The organism is Novosphingobium bradum, assembly GCF_042646485.1.
Lineage (GTDB): Bacteria > Pseudomonadota > Alphaproteobacteria > Sphingomonadales > Sphingomonadaceae > Novosphingobium > Novosphingobium bradum.
The window spans coordinates 1-20,362 of sequence record NZ_JBHRTQ010000008.1 but is presented as its reverse complement, the minus strand read 5'-3'; the positions used below and the strand labels follow the sequence as shown (position 1 = coordinate 20,362).

18 protein-coding genes are annotated in these 20,362 nt (G+C 68.2%); 9 read left to right on the top strand and 9 right to left on the bottom strand.

The features are described 5' to 3' along the window. Positions 1-139: 139 nt before the first annotated feature. From ACFOD9_RS10150 to ACFOD9_RS10140, 3 genes are all read left to right on the top strand, one after another. Entirely contained in the window at positions 140-2,167 is a 2,028-nt protein-coding gene (locus ACFOD9_RS10150) for a molybdopterin-containing oxidoreductase family protein (RefSeq protein WP_379510000.1), read from the top strand. Positions 2,168-2,258: 91 nt separating this feature from the next. Continuing rightward, positions 2,259-3,848: a GMC family oxidoreductase gene (locus tag ACFOD9_RS10145; protein ID WP_379509999.1), complete on the top strand. Its 1,590-nt coding sequence runs from the start codon at positions 2,259-2,261 to the stop codon at positions 3,846-3,848. Between the two features lie 122 nt (positions 3,849-3,970). Continuing rightward, on the top strand, positions 3,971-4,792 hold the full coding sequence (locus ACFOD9_RS10140) for an SDR family NAD(P)-dependent oxidoreductase (protein ID WP_379509998.1): 822 nt from the start codon (positions 3,971-3,973) through the stop codon (positions 4,790-4,792). A 14-nt stretch (positions 4,793-4,806) separates the two neighbouring features. On the opposite strand, the gene ACFOD9_RS10135 is transcribed toward ACFOD9_RS10140, so the two are convergent. Next, positions 4,807-5,220: a VOC family protein gene (locus tag ACFOD9_RS10135; RefSeq protein WP_379509997.1), complete on the bottom strand. Its 414-nt coding sequence runs from the start codon at positions 5,218-5,220 to the stop codon at positions 4,807-4,809. Positions 5,221-5,343: 123 nt separating this feature from the next. Between ACFOD9_RS10135 and ACFOD9_RS10130 the strand changes: the two genes are divergently transcribed. The 3 genes from ACFOD9_RS10130 to gdhA all read left to right on the top strand — a co-directional run bounded on the left by ACFOD9_RS10130 (position 5,344) and on the right by gdhA (position 8,478). After that, entirely contained in the window at positions 5,344-5,760 is a 417-nt protein-coding gene (locus ACFOD9_RS10130) for a Zn-ribbon domain-containing OB-fold protein (protein WP_379509996.1), read from the top strand. Beyond that, complete coding sequence (locus ACFOD9_RS10125) at positions 5,757-6,965, top strand: thiolase family protein (RefSeq protein WP_379509995.1); 1,209 nt, start codon at positions 5,757-5,759, stop codon at positions 6,963-6,965. The genes ACFOD9_RS10130 and ACFOD9_RS10125 overlap by 4 nt, the downstream gene beginning before the upstream one ends. Before the next feature lie 157 nt (positions 6,966-7,122). After that, positions 7,123-8,478, top strand: coding sequence for an NADP-specific glutamate dehydrogenase (gene gdhA / locus ACFOD9_RS10120; RefSeq protein ID WP_379509994.1), 1,356 nt, complete (start codon positions 7,123-7,125; stop codon positions 8,476-8,478). A gap of 46 nt (positions 8,479-8,524) precedes the next feature. Here gdhA and ACFOD9_RS10115 read toward each other — a convergent pair whose 3' ends face one another. From ACFOD9_RS10115 to ACFOD9_RS10090, 6 genes are all read right to left on the bottom strand, one after another. Then, positions 8,525-9,784, bottom strand: a complete 1,260-nt coding sequence (locus ACFOD9_RS10115) for a cytochrome P450 (RefSeq protein ID WP_379509993.1) — start codon at positions 9,782-9,784, stop codon at positions 8,525-8,527. An 85-nt stretch (positions 9,785-9,869) separates the two neighbouring features. Further along, positions 9,870-10,676, bottom strand: a complete 807-nt coding sequence (locus tag ACFOD9_RS10110) for an SDR family NAD(P)-dependent oxidoreductase (protein WP_379509992.1) — start codon at positions 10,674-10,676, stop codon at positions 9,870-9,872. A gap of 38 nt (positions 10,677-10,714) precedes the next feature. After that, positions 10,715-11,179: a VOC family protein gene (locus ACFOD9_RS10105; protein ID WP_379509991.1), complete on the bottom strand. Its 465-nt coding sequence runs from the start codon at positions 11,177-11,179 to the stop codon at positions 10,715-10,717. Positions 11,180-11,197: 18 nt separating this feature from the next. Then, positions 11,198-12,211, bottom strand: a complete 1,014-nt coding sequence (locus ACFOD9_RS10100) for a zinc-dependent alcohol dehydrogenase (RefSeq protein WP_379509990.1) — start codon at positions 12,209-12,211, stop codon at positions 11,198-11,200. A gap of 1 nt (position 12,212) precedes the next feature. Beyond that, entirely contained in the window at positions 12,213-13,025 is an 813-nt protein-coding gene (locus ACFOD9_RS10095) for an SDR family NAD(P)-dependent oxidoreductase (RefSeq protein WP_379509989.1), read from the bottom strand. Position 13,026: 1 nt separating this feature from the next. Continuing rightward, on the bottom strand, positions 13,027-14,178 hold the full coding sequence (locus tag ACFOD9_RS10090) for a sulfotransferase family protein (protein ID WP_379509988.1): 1,152 nt from the start codon (positions 14,176-14,178) through the stop codon (positions 13,027-13,029). Positions 14,179-14,343: 165 nt separating this feature from the next. Here ACFOD9_RS10090 and ACFOD9_RS10085 point away from each other — a divergent pair, with 165 nt between their 5' ends. Beyond that, positions 14,344-15,579, top strand: coding sequence for an MBL fold metallo-hydrolase (locus ACFOD9_RS10085; protein WP_379509987.1), 1,236 nt, complete (start codon positions 14,344-14,346; stop codon positions 15,577-15,579). 10 nt (positions 15,580-15,589) lie between these two features. Here ACFOD9_RS10085 and ACFOD9_RS10080 read toward each other — a convergent pair whose 3' ends face one another. Further along, positions 15,590-17,305 (bottom strand): N-acyl-D-amino-acid deacylase family protein, encoded by a 1,716-nt coding sequence (locus ACFOD9_RS10080; protein WP_379509986.1) that lies wholly within the window; start codon positions 17,303-17,305, stop codon positions 15,590-15,592. Positions 17,306-17,515: 210 nt separating this feature from the next. Between ACFOD9_RS10080 and ACFOD9_RS10075 the strand changes: the two genes are divergently transcribed. Both ACFOD9_RS10075 and ACFOD9_RS10070 read left to right on the top strand, forming a co-directional pair. Further along, positions 17,516-18,211, top strand: a complete 696-nt coding sequence (locus ACFOD9_RS10075) for a hypothetical protein (RefSeq protein WP_379509985.1) — start codon at positions 17,516-17,518, stop codon at positions 18,209-18,211. A 90-nt stretch (positions 18,212-18,301) separates the two neighbouring features. Then, the gene (locus ACFOD9_RS10070; protein WP_379509984.1) at positions 18,302-19,186 is read left to right on the top strand and encodes a pirin family protein; all 885 of its coding nucleotides are present in this window, start codon (positions 18,302-18,304) and stop codon (positions 19,184-19,186) included. On the opposite strand, the gene ACFOD9_RS10065 is transcribed toward ACFOD9_RS10070, so the two are convergent. Then, a protein-coding gene (locus ACFOD9_RS10065) for an IS5 family transposase (protein ID WP_379509983.1) occupies positions 19,183-19,964 on the bottom strand; the annotation gives its coding sequence in 2 pieces (ribosomal slippage) (positions 19,183-19,640 and positions 19,640-19,964; 783 coding nt in all). The two genes, ACFOD9_RS10070 and ACFOD9_RS10065, sit on opposite strands and share 4 nt — an antisense overlap. Positions 19,965-20,362 lie beyond the last annotated feature (398 nt).

The window sequence follows — 20,362 nt, the reverse complement described above, 5'->3', positions numbered from 1 at the left end:
GCGATGGGCCGCGCCCCGCCGCCAGCCAGCGCCGGGGCGATGGACCAACGATTGCAGGGTGGGCCGCGGCGGATTAGCCTGTCGGCACAAGGCGGCGCCAGGCCGCCGGAACACGCCGGCCATGGCGGGGAGAGCGCGCATGATCCTCAAGTCCTTCTGCCGTATCTGCACGTCCAATTGCGGGCTGGACGTCGAGGTTGAGGGCGACCAGGTGATCGCCGTTCGCGGCGACGAGGACAGCCCGCTGACCGCCGGCTACACCTGCTCCAAGGGCCGCGCCGCCGGCGAACTGCAGGCGCGCGAGGACCGGCTGCTCCACCCGATGATCGGGCGCGAGGCCGGGCAGCGCCGCGCCACCTGGGACGAGGCGCTCGACGATCTGGCCGCGAAACTCAACCGGATCATCGCGGAATCCGGCCCCGATGCGGTGGGCATCTTCTTGGGGGGCGGCTGCTATCTCGATTCGGCCGCCTACACCGCCCAGCGCACCATGCGCGAGGCGCTGGGCACCCGCTCGTTCTACAGCGATATGTCGATCGACGTGATGTCGAAGGGCGTGGTGGGCGAAATGGTCGGCGGGGTTGCCTGTATGCCCCGCCCCGACTTCGGGCGGACCCGGATGATCGTCTACGTCGGCACCAACCCGGTGGTCTCGCATGGCCACACCTCGATGCTCAACAGCCCGACCCAGCGCCTGCGCGAGTTCACGGCCAACGGCGAGGTCTGGGTGCTCGATGCCCGCAAGACCGAAACCGCCGCGCGCGCCACCCGCCACCTCCACGTGAAGGCCGGGACCGACTATGCCGTGCTGGCCTACCTGATCCGCGAACTGCTGCGCGATGGGGCTGATCGGGAATACCTGGCCGCCCATGCCCAGGATGTCGACAAGCTGGCCGCGGTGGTCGAGCCGTTCACCGCCGCGCACGTCGCGCGGCTCTCGGGCCTGGCGGAAGACGATCTTGCCGACTTCCTCGCCGCCGTGCGCCGCAATGGCCGGCTGAGCGTGGAATCTGGCACCGGCATCTCGCTTTCGCCGGCCGGCAACCTCACCGCCTGGATGAGCCTGTGCCTGATGATCGTCACCGGCTCGATCGACCGCGAAGGCGGCGCCTGGTGCAACCCGGGCTTCTTCCTCCAGATGGACCGGATGAGCATCCCGCCCGCCCCGCCCGAAGGCTGGCGCATCCCCGGGCCGAAGAGCCGGCCCGAACTGGTCACGGTTGCCGGCGAATTCGTCTGCGCGGCGATGCCCGACGAAATCGAGCAGGGCAACCTCAGGGCGATGATCAACCTTTCGGGTCATATGCTGACCTGCATCCCCGGGAGCGACCGGCTGGAGCGGGCGCTGCGCGGGCTGGAGGTTTTTGCCACGATCGAGATCCTCGACAACAGTGTGACCCGCCTTTCCACCCATGCCCTGCCGGCCAAGCACCAGCTTGAGCGGCCCGACGTGTCGCTGGCGGTCGATCCGTCGTTTTCGGAGGTCGCGGCCTATTATTCCAAGGCCTGCGTGCCGGCGCGCGGCGAGGCGCGGTCCTACTGGTGGATCCTGGCCGAGCTTGGCCGGCGCATGGGCCGCGACTTCTTCCCCGGGGTCGATCCCGCGACCGCCACCGACGACGAGGTGGTCGCCCTCATCGCCGCGCGCGGGCGGCGTCCGGTCGATACTAGCGGCCAGTGCAGCTATACCGTGGCCCAGGAACGGATCTATGGCTGGGTGACGCCGAACGTGGACCGGATCGGCGGCTGGCGCCTGGCGCCCGACCGGCTGATCGAGCAATTGCGCCAGATGCCGCCCGCCCCGCCGCTGGTGATGATCTCGGGCCGCCAGCTTCACCAGCACAACAGCCGCAAGGTGCCGCACAACCGCGATGTCGCCGCGATCTTCGTCAACCCGGAGGATGCCCGCGCGCTTGGCTTCGCCGACGGGGAGCGCGCGATCCTGCGTAGCGCGCACGGCGAGATCGACGGCAATGTGAAATACGATCCCCGGCTGGTGCGCGGCGCCTGCCACGTGCCGCATGGCTGGCAGGGGCAATACAACGTCAACACCATCACCAGCACCGACGATGTGGATTCGATCACCGGGATGCCGGTCATGTCGAACCTGCCGGTGGAACTGGTCAAGGTGCCAGTGGCGGAGGCGGTGGCGGAGGCGGTCGCCTGATCGCGTCTCCGGCCGCGCCCTCGATCCCGCGGGACGCCGCGCCCTGGCCAAAACGCTTGCCCTGACCCCGCTTCCGCACGAAGAACCGACCGTGGAGGAATTCGACTACATCATCGCCGGTGGCGGCAGCGCCGGGTGCGTCCTGGCCAACCGGCTCTCGGCCGATCCGCGCAACCGGGTCCTGCTGCTGGAGGCCGGCGGCAAGGACGATTACCTGTGGATCCGCGTGCCGGTCGGCTACCTCTACTGCATCGGCAATCCGCGGACCGACTGGCTCTACCGGACCGAGGCCGAGGCGGGCCTGGGCGGGCGCTCGCTGGCCTATCCGCGCGGGCGGGTGCTGGGCGGCTGCTCGTCGATCAATGGCATGATCTATATGCGCGGCCAGGCGGCCGACTATGACGGCTGGCGGCAGATGGGCCTGGCCGGCTGGGGCTGGGACGATGTCCTGCCCCATTTCCGCCGGGCCGAGGACCACTACGCCGGGGCCGACGCATTCCACGGCAGCGGCGGCGAGATCCGGGTGGAGCGCCAGCGCCTGCGCTGGGCCATCCTCGAAGCCTTCCAGCGCGCGGCGCAGGAATGGGGCCTGCCGGCGATCGCCGATTTCAACCGGGGCGACAACGAAGGCTCGGCCTTCTTCGACGTGACCCAGCGCGCCGGCTGGCGGTGGAGCGCGGCCGATGCCTTTCTCAAGCCGGTCCGCGGGCGCGCCAATCTGAAGGTGGTGACCGGCGCGCTGGTTGACCGGGTGCTGTTCGATGAGGGCCGCGCCACGGGCCTGGCCTGGCGCCAGGGCAGTGCCAGCCACACCGCGCGGGCGCGCGGCGAGGTCGTGCTGGCCGCAGGGGCGATCGGCTCGCCCGCGATCCTCGAACGCAGCGGGATCGGCGACGGCGCGCGGCTGGCCGGACTGGGCATTGCCCCGCTGGTCGACCGGCCGGAGGTGGGCGGCAACCTGCAGGATCACCTGCAATTGCGCTGCGCCTATCGCGTCAGCAATGTCCCCACGCTCAACCGGCGCGCCGCCAGCCTGCTGGGCAAGGCGCTGATCGGGCTGGAATATGTTGCCCGGCGCACCGGCCCGATGGCCATGGCGCCGAGCCAGCTGGGAATGTTCCTGAAAAGCGATGCCGCCCGCGCCACGGCCGATCTGGAATACCATGTCCAGCCGCTCAGCCTGGAAGCCTTCGGCAGCGCGCTGGATCCCTTCCCGGCCTTCACCGCCAGCGTCTGCCACCTGCGCCCGCAAAGCCGGGGGCGCACCGCGATCGCCAGCGCCGATCCCGCCGCGCCGCCGCGCATCGCGCCCAACTATCTTTCGGCCGAGGAGGACCGCCGGGTTGCCGCCCGCGCGATCCGCATCACCCGCGAGATCGTCGACCAGCCGGCCCTTGCCGCCTACCGGCCCGAGGAAGTCCGCCCCGGGCCGGGCCATGACGACGAGGAGGCGCTCCAGCGCGCCGCCGGACAGGTGGGGACGACGATATTCCATCCCGTGGGCACGGCCGCCATGGGCCGCGTGGTCGATGCCGAATTGCGGGTGCTGGGGGTGGACCGGCTGCGCGTGATCGATGCCTCGGTCATGCCCGTGATCACCTCGGGCAATACCAACGCCCCCACGATGATGATCGCCGAAAAGGGCGCGGCCATGGTCCTTGGCGCCGCCGCGATCCGCTGAAATCCGGGCCAGCGCCCTGCCCGGCCCCGCCGGCAGGCATGGACATTCCCCGAGGCAGCGATAACAATCGCGCCAAACAGCCCATGAACCGGGCGCAAGAGCCTATCGGAGAGGAACCCCCAATGCTTGCACAACTGTTCGGCCTGGCCGGAAAGCACGTGATCGTCCTGGGCGGCGGCCTGGGCATGGGCGAGGCGACCTGCCGGCTGCTTGCCAGCCTGGGCTGCAACGTCACCGTGCTCGACATCGTGGCCGAGCGCGCGGAAGGGGTTGCGGCCGCCCTGCGCGAGATGGGCGTTAAGGCGCTGCCTATCACCGCCGACGTGCTGGACGATGCCGCGCTGGTCGGCGCGATCGACCGGGCCGAGCGCGAGATCGCCCCGCTCGATGGCCTGGTGTCGATCGTGGGCATGGCCCACATGGGTTCGGCCACCGATATCCCGATGGAGATCTGGGACCTCGATCACCGCCGCAACCTGCGCTACATCTTCCTGGCCGCGCGCGAAGTGGCGCGCCGCCTGATCGCCCGCGGCGCGCCCGGATCGATCGCCTGCGTGGCCTCGGTCGACGGATTGAAAGCCTCCACCAACCATGCGGCCTACGGCGCGGCCAAGGCCGGGCTGGTCCACATGGCCAAGAGCCTGGCCGGCGAATGGTCGCGCCACGGGGTGCGGTTCAATGTCGTCGCCCCCGGCGCGATGATCACCCCGCGCATCAAGGCCGGCGCGCCCGAGCAGGAGCGCGAGATGATGAAGCTGGTGCCGATGCAGCGCCGGGGCGGGGTCGACGATATCGCCAATGCGCTGGTGTTCTTCCTCAGCGACCTGTCGGGCTATGTCACCGGCCAGACCCTGGCGGTGGATGGCGGATTTTCCGTGGTTGGCCCGGTGGACTACAGCCGGTTTGCCACCGACACCGGGGTGCGGGGCGTCGACCGCGCCTGATCGCGGGGCTGCGCTCAGGCGCGGGCCATCAATTCGATCAGGTTGCCATCGGGATCGCGGAAATAGATCGAAACGCCGGCATCCCCGGTCGCGCTGCGCCGTGCCACAGGGCCGGTGTCGATCGCCAGCCCCAGCCCTTCGATCACGGCCCTGGCCTCGGCCGCCGTGCCGGCGATCCGCAAGCACAGGTCGGCCGATCCCGGCGTGGGCCGGGCCGCCACCGGCACAATCCCATTGCCCGCCTGATGCAGGTTGAGCATGGCCGCGCCGATCGCCACCGAGCGCACCAGCACCTGCCCATGGCCCCGCCCATGGGGCGCGTGTTCGGCCACGATCCGGCCACCCAGCACGCGCTGGTAGAAGGCAGTGCTCGCCGCGATATCGGCCACCGTGATCGCCACGTGATCGATTGCCTCGATGTTCAGCATCAGCCTGTCTCCTCGGCCCCCGCCAATTCCTGCAATATCGCCTTGACGCTGTCACGCCGATTGACCGCGGCGCATCCCCGACGCAGGAACGGCCACGGCCTTTTGCCGCAAAGCGAGACCATGATGACCGTTACCCCCGCCACGTCCCCACGCGCCCTGCCGCGCATCACCGAGATGAACGCCCATTTCTGGTGCGGCGGGGCCGATGGCCAGCTTCACATCCTGCGCTGCGGAGCCTGCGGCACCTGGATCCACCCCTATGCGGCGCGCTGCCCTTCATGCCGTTCGGCCGATGTGGCGCCGCAGCCGGTTTCCGGGCGCGGCACGGTGGTGGGCTTCACGATCAACGTCCAGCCGTGGCTGCCGGGGGTGAAGGTTCCCTATGTCGTTGCCATGGTCCAGCTGGATGAACAGGCCGATATCCGCCTCCTCACCAACTTGCCGCGCACCCCGATCGAGGAGGTGAGCGTGGGCTGCCGTGTGAAGGTCTACTTCGAGCAGCACGACAAGATCTTCCTGCCCCTTTTTGAAGCCGAATGAGCGAAGGCCCGATCATGACCATTTATGGCGAAAAGAACACGGCCATCACCGGCCTCGGCCAGTCGGCGATCTACCGCAAGCCCCAGGTCCTGCCGTTCGAACTGGCCGTCCAGGCCTGCGAAATGGCGATTGCCGATGCCGGCCTGCGCCCCGAGGACATCGACGGGGTGAGCTGCTGGCCCAATGTGCAGCGCGGCACGGTGGCCGGTTCGGGGGCGGCCGCCATTTCCGACATCGTCAACACCCTGGGGCTCAAGCCCAACTGGTGGTCGGGCGCCGAGAACGCTGCCCAGCTTTCGCCGATCATGGAGGCCGTCGCCGCGATCTCGGCGGGCTATGCCACCCACGTCCTGTGCTGGCGCGCACTGGGCGAGCGGTGGACGCCAAGCTACGGTTCGGCCGCCGCCGACGCCGGGCAGACCCTGGCCATGACCAGCGGCTGGCTGGAATACCTGATGCCCTTCAACGCCCCTTCGGCGGCGATCTGGGTGGCGGTCCACGCCTCGGCCCACATGGACCGCCATGGCATCACGCGCGAGCAGATGTCGGCGATCCCGATCGTCCAGCGCGCCAATGCCGGGCTCAATCCCAAGGCGATCTACCGCGATCCGATCACGCTCGACGACTACATGGCCTCGCGGATCATCACCACGCCGTTCTGCCTGCTCGATTGCGACGTGCCCTGCGACGGGACCACGGCGGTGATCGTCTCGCGGCTTGATGCCGCGCGCGATCTCAAGCAGAAGCCGGTGATCATCGAGGCGGTGGGCGCCGGCTCCTATGACCGGATGGACACCTGGGTTTCGCGCCACGATTTTCCCCGCATGGCCATGCACGATGCCACGAAGATGATGTGGTCGCGCACCGACCTCAAGCCGGCCGACATCGACACCGCCCACCTCTACGATGGCTTCACCTGGCTCACCATGTCGTGGCTGGAAGCGCTGGGGGTCTGCGGCGAGGGCGAAAGCGGCGCCTTCATCGAGGGCGGCCAGCGCATTTCGCTGACCGGCGACCTGCCGATCAACACCAATGGCGGGCAATTGTCCGAAGGGCGGATGCACGGCTTCGGCCACCTCCACGAAGCGGTGCTCCAGTTGCGCGGCCAGGCCGGCGCGCGCCAGGTGGCGGACGTGAAGGTTTCGGCGGTCGGCAATGGCGGCGGCAATTTCGGCGGCGCCCTGCTCCTGCGCCAGGACGGCTGAGCCTGCCGCCAATTGCCAACAAGGCGGTAACGGGGGCCACGCAGTCGCCCGGGGCAAGAAACTTGCGCCACGGTGTTGCCGGCCATGGCATAGCCTGAGCGACTCGCCCTTCCGCACCGCGCGGCGGACCGGACCGGAGCGACGGGAGAACTGTGCCATGGCAATGAGCGACCACGTGGATCTCAATGGCTTCATGGAAGGCCTCAAGCGGCGCAATCCGCACCAGCCGGAATTCATCCAGGCGGTGCAGGAAGTGGCCGAGGACATCTGCGAATACATCGCCGACAAGGAAGACTACCACCGCCAGCAGATCCTGCGCCGCATCGCCGAGCCGGATCGCATCGTCTCGTTCCGGGTCTGCTGGGAGGACGATGCCGGCAACATCCGCGTCCAGCGCGGCTGGCGGGTGCAGAACAACAACGCGATCGGTCCCTACAAGGGCGGCCTGCGCTTTCACCCCAGCGTGAACGAAAGCGTGCTCAAGTTCCTCGCCTTCGAGCAGACCTTCAAGAACGCGCTCACCGGCCTGCCGATGGGCGGGGCCAAGGGCGGCTCGAACTTCAACCCCAAGGGCAAGAGCGTGCGCGAGATCATGCGCTTCTGCCAATCGTTCATGACCGAACTGTACCGCCACATCGGCGCCGATGTGGACGTTCCGGCCGGCGACATCGGAGTGGGCGCGCGCGAGATCGGCTTCATGTTCGGGCAGTACAAGCGGATCACCAACCAGTTCACCGGGGTGCTCACCGGCAAGGGGCTGGAATGGGGCGGCTCGCTGATCCGCACCGAGGCGACCGGCTATGGCGCGGTCTATTTCCTGGCCAATATGCTGGCCACGAGAGGCCAGGACCTGGCGGGGAAGACAGCGGTGATATCCGGCGCGGGCAATGTCGCCACCCATGCCGCCGAAAAGATCGTGCAACTGGGCGGCAAGGTGCTGACCCTCTCGGATTCGGGCGGCTTCATCCACGATCCCGATGGCATCACCCAGGACAAGATCGACTGGGTGAAGACCCACAAGACCCACCGTCGCGGCCGGATCGCCGACTATGTCGACGAATTTCCGCGCGCCACCTTCCATGCCGGCCAGACCCCGTGGGCCGTGCCCTGCGATGTCGCCCTGCCCTGCGCCACCCAGAACGAGCTATCGGGCGAGGATGCGCGCACCCTCGTTGCCAATGGCTGCCAGGCGGTGTCGGAAGGCGCCAATATGCCGACCGACCTTGATGGCGTGCGCGTGTTTCGGGCGGCCAGGCTGCTCTATGCGCCGGGCAAGGCCGCCAATGCCGGAGGCGTCGCCGTTTCCGGGCTGGAGATGAGCCAGAACTCCGAGCGCCGGTCGTGGAAGGAGGAAGACCTCCAGCAGATGCTCAAGGACATCATGGCCGGCATCCACAGGTCCTGCGTCAGATATGGCGACCAGGGCGGCGGCCATGTCGACTATGTGAAGGGCGCCAATGTGGCCGGCTTCCGCAAGGTGGCCGACGCGATGCTGGCCTTCGGCGTGGTGTGATCAAAGCGCGCCGGCGGCACTTGCGCGCCGCCGGCCCGTTTCCAGCCTAGGCGTGCGGGCCGAGGACGACCGGCAGGCCGGCCACCCCGCGCACGTTGGACACGATGATCCGCTTGGCCCGCTCCGGGAAGACCTTCCAGTTCGGGAAGCGGGTGAACAGCTCCTCGAAGGCAATCAGGATTTCCTGCTGGGCGAGATGAATGCCCAGGCACTTGTGCACGCCATAGCCGAAGGCGATCGTGCGGCTGTCCATGTCGCGCTCGATGTCGAACACGTCCGGGTTGGGGAAGGCGCGCGGATCGCGGGTGGCCGCGCCGGTGGCCAGCATCACCCGGCTGTCGGCCGGGATGGTGACGCCGTGCAGGGTGATTTCCTGCGTGTTGACCCGGCCCTGCAACTGCGAGGGCGGATCGAAGCGCAGGGTCTCCTGCACCGCCTTGGCCGCCAGCGACAGGTCGGCGCGCAGCCTGGCCTTTTCGCTCGGGAACAGTTCCATGCCGATCAGGCCATTGGGGATCGCCTTGGCCACGGTTTCGTGCCCGGCCAGCGCCATCTCCATGAAGCGCGAGGCGATCTGGCTATCGTCGAGCCTGTGCATGGCGCCGTTCTCGTCCGCGATCTCGAGCGCGATCAGCATCGACACGGGATCGTCCTTCGGCTCGGCCCGGCGCTGCTGGGTGAGGTTGAAGAAGATCATGAACAGGCCGCCGTGGGCTTCCATGCTGGCATTCGGCCCGTCGGCTTCATCGCGCGAGAGCATCCGGTTGGCGAGGTGATGAACCTGGCCGCGCAGCTCCTCGGGAATGCCGAGCAATTCGCTGATCACCGAGAGCGGCAGTTCCACGGAAAACTCGTTCACCAGGTCCCATTCGCCATCGGGGCCGTGCCGGGCATAGGCGGCTTCGAGCAGTTCCCCGGCCTTGCGGCGAATGAACCCGTCCAGCGCGGCCATGCGCTCGCGGCTGAACACCTTGGTCATCATCGCCTTGGCCCAGCCATGCTCGGGCGCGTCCATGCTGAGCAGGATCTTGTTGTCGCCATCGCGCCGCTCGATCTGCGGGCCGGCCTTGCTGGAATAGAGCTTGGCGTCGCGGTGCGCCCGCCACACGTCGTCGTAGCGCGACAGCAGATAGAAGTTCATCTGCGGGTGGTAATAGACCGGCGCGTTGTCGCGCAGCCAGGTGTAGATCGGATAGGGATCGCGCGCGAAGTCCCAGCCATAGGGGTTGAACACCCAGCCCGGCTCGCCCAGGGCGGGGCCGGTGCGGTTGCCTTCCGGCGCGGCTTGGCCGGCGGTATCGTTCATCGCAGATCTCCACATCGTTTCCGGCTCTCGCCGGTTGCGGAGCCGCGTTTTCTTGTGCACTCGCCGGCGGGCTGGGCCGCCCGGCCTAGCCGCCCTTCTCGAAGAACGGCTTGGCCATCTGCTCGATCATCTCGACCCGTTCGCGGCGCGCATCGGCCGAGAACACGCCGTAGGAGCCTTCGTTGCCAGCCCTTCCCCAGTTGCACACCGGGCCGTGGGGCAATTGCGCCAGGCCCAGCGCCGCCACATCGGCCGCGCTGGCCACGCTGGCCGGCAGCGGCAAGCCCTTGGCGGCAAGGAAGCGGCGCAGTTCGGGCGTATCGGTCTCCCCCATTACCAGGTTCAGGACATCGACCCCGAACGGCTTCAGTTCCGCCCACAGCGCCTCGCCGAAATTGAGGTCGAAGGCCTTGGTGGCGGAATAGATCGCCATGTAGGTCGCCCCGCCATAGCACGCGCCGGAGTTGACGAGCACCATCCCGCCGCGCCCGCGCGCCTTCATCGTGCCGGCGAAATGATAGCACAGGTCGAACAGGGTCATCACGTTGCGGCGGATCAGCGCGCGCCAATCCTGAGCCGGCCGATCAAGCAGCCGGGCGCCGTGGGGATCGGAGCCGGCATTGGCCACGAACAGGCCCACATCGCGCTCACCAATCGCGGCCAGCAGGTGATCGGCGGCGGCAGGATCGGCAAGATCGAGCGCGACGGTGAGGCACTCCACGCCGAATTCGGCCGTGATCTCGCCGGCCAGGACGGCCAGCGGCGCGTCTCGCCTGGCAACCAGAACGCAGTTCAGCCCCTGTGCCGCGACCTGGCGCGCAAACTCGCGGCCGGTCCCCTCCGAGGCTCCGGCGATCAGTGCCCAGGGGCCATACCTGGCGGCGAACTCCACGGTTCTCTCTCCCGGATCAACTGGCCTTGCGGCGCGCCTCAGGCCTTCTTCGCGCCCCAGAATTCTTCGGGCGCCTGGACATATTCAAGATAGTGGCCAAGCGTGCGCCGCGCATCGACATACATGAAGCGCAGGCCTTGCTGGGCCGCGCCTTCCAGCACCACCGGCCGGCCATGCGCCTCGCTCTCGGCGCGCACGGCCTCGATATCGTCGGTCCGCATGGCGACGTGGTGAAGGGTCAGCGGACGGTCGGGCACCACGAAATCGGCATAGAGCCGCACGTTGCCCGAAACCGGCTGGATCAGCTCGTATTGCAGGTGGCCCACCTGGATGAAGGCCATCCGCATGGTGCCTTCGGCGGTGCCGTCGGGCGTGGTGAACATCTGGCGCGCATCGATCTGGCGCGGCGCGCGGGTGAGCGCGAACTGCTCGACCATGGCGGCCACCGCCGCGTCGATATCGGCGGTCACGTAGGCATTCTGGAAATGGTTGGCCAACAACATGGCTATTCCTCTCGTGTGTCAGGCCGCGTCGAAGGCAACCATCACCTTGGCCGATTGCGGGGTTCCCGCGACCTTCAGGCCTTCGAGGACATCCTCGAAGCGGTAGCGGTGGCTGATCAGCGATTGCACCTTGTCGCGCAGGCGCGGCAGGGCCGCAACCACTTCGGGTATTTCCGTGGGATAGCCAAGCGCCGTGGTCATCGACATCTCGTTGATCAGCATCATGCCGAGGCTGATCTCGACCGGCCGGGAATAGGCCGCGGTGACGACCAGCCGGGCATTGCTCTTGCCCATCGAAATGATCTGGTTGACGAGGCCCGGCCCACCGGCGGCATCCATGAACACATCGGTGCCGACCTGTTCGAGGAACAGTGCCCTGGCGGTCCCATGCAGTTGCGCCAGGCGTTCGCGCACGTTTTCGCTGGCGGCGTTGATCGTGGCGCGGGCGCCCATGGCGCGCGCCCGGGCCAGCCGTTCGTCGGCAAGATCGATGGCGATCACGTCGGTGATCCCGCGATCGACCAGCCACAGCACCATGGCAAGGCCGATCGGGCCGCAGCCGAACACCGCCACCTTGTCGCCCGGCTTCGCCCCGGTGCGGTTGACGCCGTGGAGAGCCACGGCCAGCGGTTCGGCCAGCGCGGCCACTTCATAGGGCAGGTCATCCGGGATCGGCAGGATCGCCGCGCCCACCCTGGCCTCGGCCACCAGCACCTGATCGCAGAACGCGCCTTCCGGCCCGCCCGAGCCGATGTTGCTGGGGGTCATCATCGGGTTGATGATCACCCGCTGGCCCACCGCGATGTCCTTGACCGCGCTGCCCACCGCCACCACTTCGCCCGCCGCCTCGTGGCCGATCGGGGTCACCCCGCCCTCGGGCCGGTTGATCCCGCCCTTGCGGATATAGGACAGGTCGCTCCCGCAGATGCCGCAGGCCTTGATCGCCACGACCACGTCGGCCGCGCCCGCCACCGGGGGCGCCCTGGGATCGAGCCGGACATCGTCCACGCCGTGAATGTTGAGCACGCGCATATCAGCCTCCCCGGATGTCGCTGCCGAAGTGATAGGGCGGATAGATCAGGCTGCCGCCATCGATCACCAGGGTATCGCCGGTGTGGAACGAGGAGGCATCGCTGGCGAGATAGGCCGCGATGCCCTCGAAATCGACGGGCGAGCCAACCCGCGGGATCGGGGTGTGGGCGGAGAAGTGGCGGTCGATCGGCCCGCCCTGCTCCCCGCCCATGCCGGTCTGGACCATGCCCGGCGCGATCACGTTGGCGCGAATGCGATAGGGTCCGAATTCCGCCGCCATCGAGCGCACCAGCGCGGCGATCCCGGCCTTGGCCGCGGCATAGTTGCCCAGACCCGGCAAGCCGTGGAACATTGAAAGGCTGCCGCAGAAGATCAGCGAGCCGCCCGGTTCCCCGCCCTGCGCCCGCGCCACCATGTGCCGCGCCCCTTCGCGCAGGGTGTAGAAGGCGCCGTGCATATTGGTGGCCAGGAGATCGTGCCAGAGCTGCGCGGTCATCCCCAGGGTGGACGGCGCCTGCGGGGCGATGCCGGAATTGGCGATCACCGTGTCGATCCGGCCCCAATCGGCCATGGTCGCCTCGAACCCGGCGATCACCGCCGCCTCGTCGGCCACGTCAACCACGCGGGTGCGGACCTTCACCCCCAGGGCTTCGAGTTCGGCCCTGGCCGCCGCGTTCTTTTCGGCATTGCGGCCCCAGATCTCGATGTCGCCGCCCACACGGGCGATCCCGCGCGCGAAGCCCAGGCCGAGGCCGCCATTGCCGCCGGTGATCACTGCGACCTTGCCGGTGCAGTCAAACAGGTTGCCGGTCATGTCAGACGCCCTCCGGTTCGATATCGAAGCACGACAGGTAGCACTCGAACAGGCCGCGCACCTGGCTGGCCGTCAGGCCATATTCGTCGAGGCGGTATTCGTGCTTGCCGAATTTCGCCTGGGGATTGTCGGCCAGCCAGGCGCGCATCGCGGCCTCGGCCTCGGGCGTGAAATCATCGCCCAGCGCGGCGTAAAGCCGGCGCATGGCCGGGATCGGATCGCGGATCAGATCGGCATAGTGGACATGGGCGATCCGTTCGCCGCCGTTGCGCTCGATCCAGTCGAGCGGGCGGTTGGCGTGCTGGAGCGCCTGCCACGGCTGGTTCTGTGCGATCCATGCAAGATCGACCGGGCCGGAGAACGCCTGGTGCGCCACCTTGGTCAGGCTGCAAAACGAGCCGAGCGCGGCCACCGGATCGCGGTGGGTCCAGACCAGACGGGCATCGGGATAGGTTTGCAGCAGGCTATCGAGCCACAGGCCGTGGCTGGGCTGCTTGAGGTTCCAGATGCCCGGCGCATCGGCCTGGTGCAGCTGGAGGAACCGCTTGTGATAGGCGTAGGTGGAACCCATGTCGGTCTGGAACAGCCAGTCGCGGTAGGTGGGCAGGCTGCCGGTGGATTCGCAGATCAGCGATTTGAAATCGCTGCGGGTGAAGAACAGGCATTCGTTGGGATAGACCGGCGATCCGCGATAGATCCGGCCCGCCTCGGGATGAGCGGCCAGCAGGGCGCGGTGCTGCTCCAGCCGGGCGACAGCGCGCGGATCGCTGGTCAGCGTGGCGCTGGTCGGCGGGGGCACGGGATCGTCGATCTCCCAGGTCAGCGCCGAACGCCGCGCCGGATCGGCGGCCAGCAGGTTGTTGAGCAGGGTCGTGCCGGTGCGCGGCAGGCCGAACACGAAGACCGGCCGCTCCACCGCCCGTTCCAGCAGTTCGGGCCGCTCATCCAGCGCGGCGGTGACCTTGAGCCGGTTGGCCAGCGCGCTGATCACGAACTGGCGGAAGGGCTCGGTCAGCTCGGGCTGGCCGGGGCGGGTCTTGTCGGCGATCAGGATTTCAAGGCCTTCGCGGAACGAGTCCGAATCGAACCGCTCCAGCCCGGTCGCGCGCCGCGCCGCCTCGATGAACTGATCTGCCGTCACTGGCCCGCCCATGGCGTTCCCCTCCCTCTCGTTTCGCCGCAATAGGGCATTGCCGAGGCCCGGTGGCAAGGCCCGCGCGCACTGCGAGCGCGGGCGCTTCCCGCCGCCATTTTACAAATCGCCCCGGCGGCATATCCTTGGGGCCAGAAACAGGACCGGACACCGGAGAGGACAACCATGACCGAAGATGCCCCCAAGCTTGCCCAGATGGTCCTTGCCGGCGAACAGCAGAGCGCGGCGACCGATCTTGGCGCCGGCATTTTCATGGTCCGCGACATTTCCAACCTCTACCTCGTCACCACCGGCGCGGGCGACGTGCTGGTCAACACCGGGTTCATGACCGCGGCAGCGCGCAACAAGGCGATGATCGAGGCGGTCCGCACCGGGCCGCTCACCCACATAATCCTCACCCAGAGCCATGCCGATCACTTCGGCGGCGTGCCGACCTTTCAGGAGGCCGGCACCCGCATCGTGGCCGAGCGGCGCTTTGCCGAAACCGCCCGCTACTATCGCGACATCGCCCCCTGCACCGGCCCCCGCCAGGCCAAGCTGTGGGGCAGCACGGTGACGTCGATGGGCGATGTGAAAACGCCCGAGGTGGAGCCGGACATCACGGTTGACGGCCGGCTGGAGCTGGACCTTGGCGGGCGCCGGTTCGTGCTGCTTTCCACCCCCGGCGGCGAAACGGTGGATTCGCTCACCGTCTGGCTGCCGGATGACCGGATCGCCTTCACCGGCAACCTGTTCGGCCCGATCTGGCTCTCGATGCCGTTCCTCAACACGATCCGGGGCGACAAGCCAAGGCTGGTCGGCCGCTACCTGGAATCGCTGGAGATCGTGCGCGGGCTGGATGCCCAAACCATCATCACCGGCCACGGCGATCCGATCCGGGGGGCCGATGTGAAAGCCGGGCTGGACCGGATGCACGATGCCGTTTCGTGGCTGAACGAGGCGGTGATCGCGGGGATGAACGCGGGCAAGGACGTTTATGCCCTGATGCGCGAGATCAGCCTGCCGGAGCACCTCAGGATCGGGGAATTCCACGGCAATGTCCGCTGGGCGGTGCGCGCGATTTACCACGAATATGTCGGCTGGTTCCTCTACGATTCCACCACCTCGCTCTATGGCGTGCCGCGCTCGAGCGTGGACCGCGACCTGGTGGACCTGGCCGGTGGCGCCGATGCCCTTGCCGCCCGCGCCGCCAGCCATCTGGCCGCCGGGCGCCCGCTGGAAGCGATGCACCTGATCGACATCGCGCTGGGTGCCGAGCCGGCCAACCGCGCGGCGCTGGAGGCCAAGCGCGGTGCGCTGGGCCGCCTGCTGGCCGATGGCGGGGGCACCAACCTGAGCGAAACCATGTGGCTGCGCTCGGAAATCGCGGCGGTGGACCGCGCGCTGGAACCCGCCGGCTGATCCGCGCCGCTCAGGCCGCCAGCCGGGGCGCCTGCGCGCCGCGCACCAGGCGGCCGGGGCGGGCAGCGGTGGGCACGCCGTCTTGCGCGATGATCTCGCCCGCGACGATCGTGGCGACATAGCCATCGGCGCGCTGGTGCAGGCGCATCCCGCCGGCCGGCAGGTCGTGGACCACTTCGGGCGCGTGCAGCTTCAGCGCGGCATGATCGATCAGGTTGATGTCCGCCCGGTGCCCCGGCGCGATCAGGCCGCGATCGTGCAAGCCGGCTGCAACGGCGGTGCGACGGCTGAGCATATTGACCATCTGCTCGATGGAAAAGCGCCCGTGCGGCCGGTCGCGCGTCCACCATGCCAACGCGTGGGTGGGATAGCTGGCATCGCAGATGAAGCCATAGTGCGCGCCGCCATCGCCCAGGCCGACGACCACGTCCTTGTGGCCGAGCGCGCGCTCCAGGAAATCGAGGTTGCTGTCGCGGTAGTTGCCCAGCGCCACCAGCAGCAACTGGTTGCCATCGCGCTCCAGCAGGAGGTCATAGCAATAGTCCGCCGGGCTGACCCCGGCGGCGGCGGCGCGCGCGGCCACGCTTTCGGATGGCCCCGGCTCGTAGCTCATGTTGGCGGGATCGAGCGGATACATACTGCCCCAGCGGCGATGCAGGCCGGACTGGACATCGCCGGGATCGGGCTGCTCGGCCAGCAGCGCCGCGCGCAGGGCCGGATCGCGCAGGGCCGCGACCTTTTGTGCCAGCGGCAGCGCCTTCAACGGCTGGAACGAGGGCAGCATCGAGAACGGATTGCTGCTGGTGGTCAGCCCGCCGATCATGCCGAAGGGGCGCGGCAGCATCTGGGCGCGCACGATCACCCCCGGCTCGGCATTGCTGGCTTCGAGCCGCGGGAGGAAATCGTCGTTCGGGTCCATCGGCTGGCCCTGGGTATAGGTGACGGGGCGGCCCGCCGTGGCCCGGGCGATCTCGCGCACCACGGCGAATTCCTGGGGCGAGGAGAAATTGGGCACGATCTGGAACAGCCCCTTGCCCGTTTGCGCCAGGGCCGCCGCGATCCCCAGCAGTTCGGCGTTGCTGGCCTCGTAGCTGGGAATCTGGGCGCCATCGGGGGTGCGGTGGACCACCGAGCGCGACGTGCCGAAGCCCAGCGCGCCAGCCTCGAGCGCCTGCACCACCAGCGCCTGCATGGCCGCGATGTCGGCTTCGCTCGCCGCCTCGCGGTTCACCCCGCGCTGGCCCATGACATAGGTTCGCAGCGGCGAATGCGGGACCAGCACGGCGACATCGATATCATGGGGCCGCCGCTCGATCGCGGCCATGTATTCGGGGAAGGTCTCCCAGTCCCAGGTGAGACCGGCGGCGGCGACCGGCTCGGGAATGTCCTCAACCCCTTCCATCAGCGCGATCAGCCCGGCCTCCTCGCCCCGGCGGCAGGGCGCGAAACCGATCCCGCAATTGCCGGTGAGGATCGTGGTCACCCCGTGATCGGACGAGGGCGCCAGCCGGTCGGACCAGATGACCTGGCCATCATAGTGCGTGTGCAGATCGACAAAGCCCGGGGTGACCAGCAGCCCGGTGGCATCGATCTCGCGCAGGGCCGGCCCCTGCACTTGCCCAACCGCGACGATCCAGCCATCCTTCACCGCGACATCGCCGGTCCTTGCCGGCTGGCCTGACCCGTCGACGATCCGGCCGCCCCGGATGATGAGATCGAACGCCATGCCTGGCTCTCCCGCTGCTTGTCTTGTCGGGCCGATCATAGGCCTGCGCGCCGGGCCGGGCAAATGCCGCGCGGCGCCGCATGGCGGTAGCGCGGGGACGATCATCCCGGCCCGAAACAGGCCGTGATTCAGCCACGCTTCATGCCTATCTTGCGAAAGGGCCGATTCTGGCCGGGCATGGCGATGACAGATGGGAAACGGCAGGCTGACATGATCAGGCGCACGGTTCTGGTGGCGGGTTTCCTGCGCCGCGGCCTGCGCGCCGCGCCGGCCTGGCGCGATGCCCCGACGCGGCTCGCCAGCGGCTGGCGCGAATTCGTGGCGCGCCTGCGCCGTGGTGGCCTGATTACCCTGGCCATCCTTGGCGGCCTGCTGGCCTTCAGCCTCGTGCGTCCGATCGGGGTGGTGCCGTGGCTCATCGGCCTGCCGCTGGCCAGCCTGGCCGGCGGCCTGTCGATGCTGTGGCCAACCCGGACCTTCGCCGCGCGCGCCGTTGCGGCGCCGGGCCTCGGCGGGCAGGTGGCCGAGGCCGCGCGGGCGCTGGCCGCCGCGCGCCGCGACCTGCCGCCCGCCGCCCGACCCGCGCTGGACCGGGTGATCGCCCGGCTGGAGCGGATCGACGACCTGCGCGTGAGCGAGGATCACGATCCGCTGCTCCTCGCCGAAGCCCGGCGGCTGGTGGACGGGCACCTGCCCCGGCTGGTCGAGAGCTTCCGCGCCCTGCCCCGCGCCGAACGGACCCCGCCCCGCATCGCCGCGCTGGCCCAGGGGCTGGAGACCATTGCCGATGAACTGGACGACATCGCCCGCCGGCTGCTGCTGGCCCATGCCGACCATTTCGACATCGCCCAGCGCTTCATCGCCGCCCGCTTTGCCGGGCCGGGGCTGGATGCGGGTGGCCGATAGTCGGGCCTTGCCTGCCAGCGCGGCCATGCGCGGGTTCCCTTCCGCCCTGCCCCGTGCCGGGCGAACGATGTCCGATCGATGGAGCGGCCGATGATTGACCTGGTGATCGAGCAGCGCCGGCGCAACCTGGGCGGCGGGCTGGAAGTGGGGCGGGTTCTGCCCTTCGCCGCCCGCCGGATGATCGGACCCTTCGTGTTCTTCGACCACATGGGGCCGATGGACGTGGCCGCCGGGGCCAGCCGCGAGATCGACGTGCGGCCCCATCCCCACATCGGCCTCTCCACGATCACCTATCTGCTGGCCGGCGAGATCATGCACCGCGACAGCCTGGGTTCCGAGCAGCCGGTCCGCCCGCGCGAGGTCAACTGGATGACCGCCGGGCGCGGGATCACCCATAGCGAGCGGTTCGAGAAGGCCCGCGCCGTGGGCGATCACCTCCACGGCCTCCAGGCCTGGGTGGCCCTGCCGGAAAGGGACGAGGAATGCGCCCCCTCCTTCACCCACCTGGAAGGCGCGGACCTGCCGGGCTGGGACGCGGGCGGGGTGAACGGGCAGTTGATCGCCGGCTCGGCCTATGGCCTGAGCGGGGCGGCGCCGGTCCATTCGCCGCTGTTCTATGCCTGCCTCCAGCTGGCCCCCGGCGCGCGCGGCGAACTGCCATGGGGCTACAGCGAACGCGCGGTCTATGTGGCGAGCGGCGCAATCACGCTCGACGGGCGGAACTTTGGCGCCGGGCAGATGCTGGTCCTGGGCCGTGACGCTTCCCATGTGGATTCCGAGCAGGGGGCGACCGTCATGGCGCTGGGCGGCGAGCCGCTGGGCGAGCGGTTCCTCTACTGGAACTTCGTGTCCTCATCGAAGGCGCGGCTGGCCGAGGCCGCGGCGGACTGGAAGGCCGGGCGGATGAAGCTGCCCGATGCCGACAGCCAGGAGTTCATCCCCCTGCCCGAAACGCCGCCGCCGCCATCGCCCTAGGCGGCGTGGACAAATTTGAGCCAGTATCTGGCGGTAGCGATATGAATCATGCCGAGGAAGCTGTTGGCCAGTTGGTCATAGCGGGTGGCGATGGCGCGGTTGACCTTGAGGTGGCCGAACATGCGTTCGATGCGGTTGCGCTGCTTGTAGAGCGCACGGTCATGCTCGATCTTCACGCGTCGGTTTGATCTGCCGGGGATGACTGCCTCGATCTTCCGTTCGGCAAGGTCGGCACGGATGGCGTCAGCATCGTAGCCTTTGTCGGCGAGTAGCGCGACCGGTGCCCGCTCTGGCAGGTCGATGAGGTCATCATACGCTTTGCAGTCTGCTGCCTCACCGACCGTCAGGTGGAAGGCGAGAGGTCTTCCGAGGGCATCAGCCAAGCAGTGAAGTTTACTGGTGAACCCGCCCCGCGAGCGGCCAAGAGCGCGTCGATGAGTCCCCCTTTTCCGCCCGCTGCCGAGACATGGGCGCGAACGGTGGTGCTATCGATGCTATAGTGACCGCTGTCCGCCATAACTTCGGCCAGTGTCACCGCCACGATTTCCCAGACCCCGGCCTCGCTCCAACGCCGAAACCGGCGATAGATCGTGTTCCAGCTTCCATATTTCGGTGGCACATCGCGCCACGGCGCACCGCAACGGAGCCGCCAAAGTATTCCGTTGATGATTGAGCGGTTCTGCTCCGGCGGCCTTCCTCGTCCGCGATTTTCAGGCTCGATTGGCAACAAATCCCTCAGGATGCGCCATTCCGCTTCAGTGAGATCGCCTCGGCTCAAGCCTGCCTCCAAAAAGCAGGCTTGAATCAACGACTGGTCATCGCGTCAATGACGATCCCCAGCACCACGCCAAAATCGATGCTTTTCCGAACACTTCGCGATAGATTGCGCTGCATGAGGAAAGTGACTCGACGGGACTGGCTCGCGCTATCTGCTCCGGCTGTTGTCAGCATTCTGGTGGTCTACTTTCAAGGCCATCAGCAGGGTTGGCTCGTTGGAGTAGCGACCGGGGCGATCATGTTCGGTTTCGCCGTCTGGATATGGCGGCGACAAATCATCAAATATCCTGATGACACGTGGAAAGCCCGCCTCTAGCCAATTTGTCCACGCCGCCTAGGCTCAGGACTCATTGATCACAACCAGTAGCAGCAGGTTGCGGCGATGGAGATGGCGGACAT

Coding starts and splice junctions, on each gene's coding strand:
- ACFOD9_RS10080 (WP_379509986.1), bottom strand. CDS start 17,305: ATGGCGTTCGATCTCATCATCCGGGGCGGCCGGATCGTCGACGGGTCA.
- ACFOD9_RS10100 (WP_379509990.1), bottom strand. CDS start 12,211: ATGCGCGTGCTCAACATTCACGGCGTGGACGATGTCCGGCTCGATCCC.
- ACFOD9_RS10105 (WP_379509991.1), bottom strand. CDS start 11,179: ATGTTGTTGGCCAACCATTTCCAGAATGCCTACGTGACCGCCGATATC.
- ACFOD9_RS10135 (WP_379509997.1), bottom strand. CDS start 5,220: ATGCTGAACATCGAGGCAATCGATCACGTGGCGATCACGGTGGCCGAT.
- ACFOD9_RS10085 (WP_379509987.1), top strand. CDS start 14,344: ATGACCGAAGATGCCCCCAAGCTTGCCCAGATGGTCCTTGCCGGCGAA.
- ACFOD9_RS10090 (WP_379509988.1), bottom strand. CDS start 14,178: ATGGGCGGGCCAGTGACGGCAGATCAGTTCATCGAGGCGGCGCGGCGC.
- ACFOD9_RS10070 (WP_379509984.1), top strand. CDS start 18,302: ATGATTGACCTGGTGATCGAGCAGCGCCGGCGCAACCTGGGCGGCGGG.
- ACFOD9_RS10130 (WP_379509996.1), top strand. CDS start 5,344: ATGACCGTTACCCCCGCCACGTCCCCACGCGCCCTGCCGCGCATCACC.
- ACFOD9_RS10140 (WP_379509998.1), top strand. CDS start 3,971: ATGCTTGCACAACTGTTCGGCCTGGCCGGAAAGCACGTGATCGTCCTG.
- ACFOD9_RS10075 (WP_379509985.1), top strand. CDS start 17,516: ATGATCAGGCGCACGGTTCTGGTGGCGGGTTTCCTGCGCCGCGGCCTG.
- ACFOD9_RS10115 (WP_379509993.1), bottom strand. CDS start 9,784: ATGAACGATACCGCCGGCCAAGCCGCGCCGGAAGGCAACCGCACCGGC.
- gdhA (WP_379509994.1), top strand. CDS start 7,123: ATGGCAATGAGCGACCACGTGGATCTCAATGGCTTCATGGAAGGCCTC.
- ACFOD9_RS10125 (WP_379509995.1), top strand. CDS start 5,757: ATGAGCGAAGGCCCGATCATGACCATTTATGGCGAAAAGAACACGGCC.
- ACFOD9_RS10150 (WP_379510000.1), top strand. CDS start 140: ATGATCCTCAAGTCCTTCTGCCGTATCTGCACGTCCAATTGCGGGCTG.
- ACFOD9_RS10095 (WP_379509989.1), bottom strand. CDS start 13,025: ATGACCGGCAACCTGTTTGACTGCACCGGCAAGGTCGCAGTGATCACC.